This window comes from Bradyrhizobium sp. 76 (assembly GCF_023073025.1).
Taxonomy (GTDB): Bacteria; Pseudomonadota; Alphaproteobacteria; order Rhizobiales; family Xanthobacteraceae; genus Bradyrhizobium.
This window is the reverse complement of record NZ_JADPIS010000110.1, coordinates 1-6,527: the sequence shown is the minus strand read 5'-3', so window position 1 is coordinate 6,527 and position 6,527 is coordinate 1. Positions and strand designations below refer to the sequence as shown.

At 56.4% G+C, this 6,527-nt stretch carries 3 protein-coding genes and 1 pseudogene; 1 reads left to right on the top strand and 3 read right to left on the bottom strand.

Translation table 11 applies throughout. From position 1 onward, the window contains the following. Together IVB48_RS32385 and IVB48_RS32380 are read right to left on the bottom strand one after the other, a co-directional pair. Positions 1-188: hypothetical protein (locus IVB48_RS32385; RefSeq protein WP_247406503.1), on the bottom strand; the 188-nt coding region annotated here is incomplete at its 3' end. Positions 189-1,697: 1,509 nt separating this feature from the next. Then, positions 1,698-2,585, bottom strand: a complete 888-nt coding sequence (locus tag IVB48_RS32380) for a TauD/TfdA family dioxygenase (RefSeq protein ID WP_247406499.1) — start codon at positions 2,583-2,585, stop codon at positions 1,698-1,700. A gap of 1,636 nt (positions 2,586-4,221) precedes the next feature. On the opposite strand from IVB48_RS32380, the pseudogene IVB48_RS32375 reads away from it, so the two are divergent. Continuing rightward, positions 4,222-4,800, top strand: a pseudogene (locus IVB48_RS32375) (integrase core domain-containing protein); the annotation flags it as partial. A 493-nt stretch (positions 4,801-5,293) separates the two neighbouring features. Here the strand turns inward: IVB48_RS32375 and IVB48_RS32370 are convergent. Continuing rightward, positions 5,294-6,205 (bottom strand): pantoate--beta-alanine ligase, encoded by a 912-nt coding sequence (locus IVB48_RS32370; protein ID WP_247406496.1) that lies wholly within the window; start codon positions 6,203-6,205, stop codon positions 5,294-5,296. Positions 6,206-6,527 lie beyond the last annotated feature (322 nt).

Here is a 6,527-nt window from a genome sequence, read left to right as displayed (position 1 = left end):
CATGGACCGCCGGGACGATCTCCAAACCAACCCGCCAATCTTGACGAGGAGACTATTTCGAGCCCAGATGCAATCGTCAGCCGTGTTCGCCTCCGCACCTGATCGCGATCACTGGAATCCGTGATCACCATCGCCTGGAACACCTGATCACCATCCCTGGAATGCGCAACCTTCAGTTCGCTAGTCATGAGTGTAGGCAGAGCTGCGCGTGATAATCGCCATGTCCTCGTTCCATTCGTCGAGGTGAAGTTCGAGGGCCCCACCGGCCAGGACGACCCTGTTTCGAAGAGCTTCTTCTCGGAGCTCGTGCCCCTCGAAAATATAGCGTTCGTTCTCGAGGGACATATCGAACGATCTCACGACTGTTTGCCAACACTTCAGCGCCGTGGCTGCCGGCCCAGTGAAACCTGACTTCAAGCGACTTGGTGAAACGCAAAGGCTCTTGAACGAAGCAAAGGGCAACCTGGAAAAGTGCCTGGCCGATTTGGAAAAAATCGGCTGAGAGCCCTTTGAGTCTTAAAGTACCGATCAGATCGAAGGCTACCGCCAGCGAGGAGATTTACCGCACGGTTGATCCGGTGGCATTGCTGGCACAGATGGGGGACGCTCAATGAGCTGGGCGAGCGCGTTGATCAGCGGGCTCGAAAGCCAGCGATGACTATCGCGCCGGTGCGCAAAGCGTCGTGGCGCCTTGCCCGAGAGCTCGACGATGGTTGGAAAGTGGGTGAGCAGCGGGGCATTCATCGGGCAGCTATGTGCCATCGATGCTCGACCCCTACAACCCATCATCGAGGAATGGCTCGCCGCGGCTCCGCACTTGTCTGCGGTCGGGCCGGACTTTGAGATTTGCGATAAATACAATGCGGGTACGAGCGGTGTGACAAGGCATCAGCGCACTGCTCGTGAACGGCTAGACCGCAGCACGCGCAGCGGAGATCACATGATTTGTAGATGGAGCCTGCTCGGCAAGACCAGATGTGCGAACCTGCGCCGTCAATCTTGAGCAGTGACGCGGATGAACTTTTCATAGCATCTTCGCCTGGCTGAGGTTTTTTGGATGCGTCGCCTTGACCGCAGCCATAGCGGCCACCCATCATTCGCCGAGGCTGAAATAGCTTCTTAACGAAGAGGTTCAATTCAGCACCTGATGCGGCGGCCCCTACTGCCTTGCAAGCAGCCAATTGCCTGACCTCGAGCCAATCGTCGCTGCGGATCAGTCGCGCGGTGGCAATCCATGTTGGCTTCCTGTGAGCTCGCCACCCCGACCACGGCTGCCGGATTAACACAGTGGGAGCCCTTCTGAGGCCACATCGTCGGAGAGCTGGTCAACGCCGTCTGGCCGATTTGCTTGAGGACCTCAATGGACGTCTCTCCTCGTGACGCAGCTTCAAGGATTCTCGAAGCTACGTGCGTTCGGGTGCCAGTCTCATCAGCCGGGAGTTCTCTGCAAACTTCATTCAGCACTGCACGCAAGAGAGCGGATCGTTTCGGAGGCGAACATGAGGAGTACCAACAATTTGGATGCGTGTGCCTTATGCGAATCCATTCGAGCTTCAGTGGGGCATCGTCGTGAACGTCGGAAACAACAGACCAAGGCGGAGCATCAGCTACTCAGCCTCATTGCGCGCAGGAGAGCGTTGGTGACGCTCAATTCAGATCACTTCCTTCTTTGACGATAGACCAGATCAGTGGCCACACTAGGCAGCCTTGGCCGTCTGCAGCTTTGGCTTGGAGCGCGCCACGCTGCGAGGACCAGCGATACTGAGGTGTACATCGCCATCGATAGAACGCCTCTCGACTCCATCTCGGTCACTGGATTTTCCGATGGCGCAGCGCTGGGTCGCGCGGTTATCCCAGATTACAACGTCGCCTGGTTTCCAGCTCCATCTTACGCTATTCTCGGGCGAGGCGAGGTAAGATTGAAGGCAGTCAAACAGCTTCTGGCTCGCATATCTTTCCAGGCCGACGAAGTTCCTCACGGACTCTCCGAGCACGAGCAAGCGCTCGCCCGTCTCGGGATGGACGCGAACAACCGGACGCGCGTCCTCGCAGATGGTTCCGGTGAAGACATCACCGAATTGGTTTGCATCCATCTGGGCGGAGTGCCTGGTCAAAGTGCAATCATAGGTGCTGCGGTGCACTGCCCAGAGATTGTCGGCCAGCATCCGCAGCGGCTCCGGAAGATCAAGATACGCGGCCGGAGTGCTTGACCAAACTGTGTCACGGTCATCAGGCGGGATCACGACGCCGCGCAGCACCGAGATCTTCGGACATTCGTCACCGAAACTGACGTCCGTGTGCATCTGGCGCCCATGACCGCTGCGACGATCCGGCTTCATATCTATAGGCGTTACCAGCGAACCAAGCCTGAGGGCAAAGCGATGCTGTTCGAAATCATCGAGATGTCCCTGATCACGGAAGAAGATGACCTTGTGCTCAAGGAGTAACTGGCTAATAGCCCGGACCATCTCGTCTGATAATTCATCTGATAGTCTGACGTTCTTGATCTCGGCACCGAGCCGGGCCGTGGATTTGACGATATCCGCTCGCGGGATAATGTTATCTGTCATGTTGCTCATGCTCATTCTCTCGCTATCGTGATGCGCGAACAAAGCTGCGTGACCACTCGGTCGAGGGACCGACAACAGAAGCCACCCAAGTCGGCCTGGTGATGCACCCTACTCGGTCGCAATGTGTTGCAGCACTCGCCACAAAAGGCTGCAATGCATCTTGGGCTACAGACCACGACCATCGTGTGACCCGCTCCGCCGCGCACAGCTCCGACTCTTGCATCGGCTCTGACCGGAGGACGAGTCGACGGGCAGCGGTGCCGGGATCGACGTGCAACATGATCGATTACCTCGCTCTTACGTTGCAATCATACGGTCAACAGATGTCCAGTCCATGAACGAAACCAGCATTCTTTTCGCCGATGAGAAATGTTCGCTCTGTCCGGGAGCTAAGTTTAAAGATATTTTTGGGAAGGCAACTCTTCACACGTCCGCAACAGGTACATTCGAGCTTATGAGGACGAAGCGGATAACTCGCGGTCTCATCAATCAGCGCAACTACGCAGCACTTTTCTACCACAAGTTAATAGCTTGGATATCAACATCGCTGCCAATCTAGAGGATTGAACTAAGTCGCGACTTGACGTGCATCGCTCGCACAAATGTCCGATACGTTGAGCGCCGTGACAAGCCTCTTCTCGGAAAAGCCGAGACGGCCCGCACCGCCAGCCGCGGACGACCTCGGCGGAGTGACCCGTGCACGCAACGCACACCAAGGCGTGCTAATTCGTCTCGGCTTCCCATTGACGTTCTATTTCGGAATTTAATTGTATCTCACAAAATGCTTTTTACGTTCGCCAATGCGCGCCACGACGTGCTCCACTTCACCACCCTATTTGGTCGCGGAGCCAGGAATGGAAACATCGCGGCTTCACAGCTCGACTCGACCTTCGGAAACGAGATGACTGTTATCGCGACGCGAGGCATTTCGGGTGAGCGGCTTCAGGCCAATCTGTGAATTCCATCTCGAATTGACGAGAACTGACGGGTTTGGTCGTGAATTTTACGGTTCTTCCTGAGAGAGCCGCCAACGATCCGGATGCGAACTTAAACACCATCTTGCCGGAAGCTGCGATGCCAACAGCCCTGTTGTCCTCCGTGACAGAGGAACCGGTCCCCTGAACCAACCGCAATTCCGTGGAGCGCACGGTAAATGTCGATAGAAGCCAAGTACCTTCCTTTCTCACTGCCCCACTCGCTGACCGACAGTCCCGTAATTCCCGCGTCCTTCAACAGACCATCGGCAACGCGGCAGGTGTATTGAAGGCTGACAATGGTGCGCCCATTCCGATCGCTTGTCGGCTCTCGATCGGTGCCGTCTATGATGCAACCGTAGCGCCGCGTTGAGTCCGCGAGCGCAATCTCATTCAGCCCAAGCAGTCCGCAAACAACATAAATTATCATACAGAGAGAGAGCTGTTTCATTGCCTATGCTCCGCGGAGATCCCGCCGTCGTGTTGTACAACCTGACCCTACGGCCGATTCAGGCCCCTCGATTGTTGTTCGGATGGGTGCTCCTACAGTGACATCGGCATGTTTCCGATCCGAGGCGCCCGGTAGGAAAGCGACTACTCGGTGGAATGAAGCTCAATGCTGCTGGAGAGTACCTCGATTCAATTCGGCCATAGGGATCAACGACGGCTCAGAGAGCAAGATCGGCCGCCAGCATGTGAAGACGGCGATGCGGCGGATTGGGATAGCGCTCTATCGCCATCCGCGCACCACCAGACCCGAGCCCGGCCACAAGATCCATCCATATCTGCTGCGCGTCATGGAGATTACGCGACCGAACCAAGTTTCGGGCGATGGAATCATCTACATTCTGATGGCGCTTGGCTTCGCCGATCTCGCTGTGGTGTTGGACTGCGCAGCACGTCGCGGTCTGTCGTGGCGACTGTCGATCACCATGAAACAGCCTTCTGCGTCGAACGCTGGCGTATTCCTTGGCTCGTCCCGGCAAGCCGGACATCTTCAACGCGGCTCAGGCTCTCAGTTCACTGGACAGGCTTTTACCGGCGTGCTCGCCGACAACGGTATTGCGATCAGCATGGACGGAACGGCGCATGGCGAGACAACGCGTTTGTCGAACGGCTCTGGAGCAACGTCAAACACGAGGAGATGTGCCCGTTATGACAGCGTCAGCCAGGCGCGCAGCCCGATCGGCCTATATCTCAACTTCCATAACAGTAGGCGTCCCCATTCGGGTCATGGCGGCAGCACGCCGGATTAAACCTACTTTACCCGCTGCCATTCCGTATGGCAGCCTAACGCCCCGGCAACGGTCCCATCTATCGACGCGGAAACAACCGGGACCAGCTCTGTTTCACTGGAGGGACATTCCAACGGGGACACTCTGCCCATGCTGTAATTCCCCGATCTGTATAGGTCAGCAACCTGCTCGGTGATGAAAGTCGCCGCGAAAGAGGAAGTGCGCGAATAGCACGATCAACGTCACGTGATCCGCCAACCAGGCCTGCGGTCAACGGAATCAATGCACGGCAGGACCCTCGTTCGCCTCACAGAGTCCCTTGCGGTTCTCTCCTCCCGGAGACCCGTCAGCCTTTCGAGGAGCAATTGGCAATTAAGGACTTCCAGGTGTCGCGCAAAGCCGAAGAGCTTCGGCTGGAGCGAGAGCAACTCGCCAGAGACAGGCAGCAGGTTGGAATGACATTTCGAACGCCTAGCCGATTGGGCGACCAATGCGCGAACCGCCGCTGATCTCTTCAAGCCCGCGCCTGTGCATGATCGCCAGATTCCCACCTTTCGGGCAAGTCGATCCATATATCAGCAGGACCATGCAAAAGTGAATCTTGATCCGGTACAAAGATATTGTCAGGCACTCTGAGGCCGCGACCAAGGGCGACTCCACTGATTATGAAGGGAAGCTCGATCTGCTTCTGATCTTCAAAGCTGTCCGCGCCAACAATGCGAAGAGATTCCAATTCAAACCGTCGGAATGTGATCAGCGGTCTTGCCGAGTCTATCAGGTCTTGGGCGCAAGATACTCCCCGGGCGGCCTCTTTTCTCAAGTGGTCCAGCGCCAGGAAGAGGGACGAAAGCTCGTCCAGCTCGGAACGATTGAAGTGTCGCAAACGTGACGAAATAGGCACTCCATTCTTGTATCGTACTGTCGGCACAAATCGTATCTCGCAATCAAGAAGCAGATCTGCCACCGCTCGCTTTACGAGAAGAGCCTGTCCAATATCCTTCAAGCCGAAATAACTGCGAGATGGTCGAGCAAAACAGATCCATCGGATGCATCCGGTGATACCTTCCATGAGGAGCCCACGAGGCCCGTTCGCACGCAGCGGATAATCCCCTTGAGACACAAACGTTCGATATCCTGGCGGGAACATCTCCGCGTCCGTCGTCGAAATCACAGCAGAAGCGCCCGCTTCTAGCGCAAGCGCAATGTCATCATCCAAATTGAACTCGTATTTAGGACCAGGGCTGAGCTGGATCTTGTTCGGATAGACCGTGACAATGGCCACATCGTTCTCGACTGCGGCCCTTCTGATCAGTTCCGCGTGCCCCTGATGCAATGCACCCAGAGTATGTACTGTGCCGATCGTTCGACCTCGTCTTGCCATGTCCGCAATGAAGGCCTTGCCAGCTGAAAGAGACGCTAGATGCATATTTCCTGCTCCGCTCTTGTTGATTACACAGCAGCTGGGCTGCTCGATCAGACAGGAAGCGTGGTGAGAGCGACCCTCACACTGGCCGCGCAAGAGCGCCTGGGAGCGCCGCCACAGCGGGGCGCATCGTGCTCTTCCATCTTCCTTCTGGGATGACAGCTGGTCTAGGGTCTGTACCTAATTAGCGAGTTCTGATTCCCTGGTGCTAAGTTGATTCGGCACCGGGGACTTCGATGCGCAAAGGACTGTTCTGGCTCAACGACAAGCAGTGGGCTCAGATAGAGCCGCATCTGCCAACGAACCAGACCGGCCCGGCGCGCGA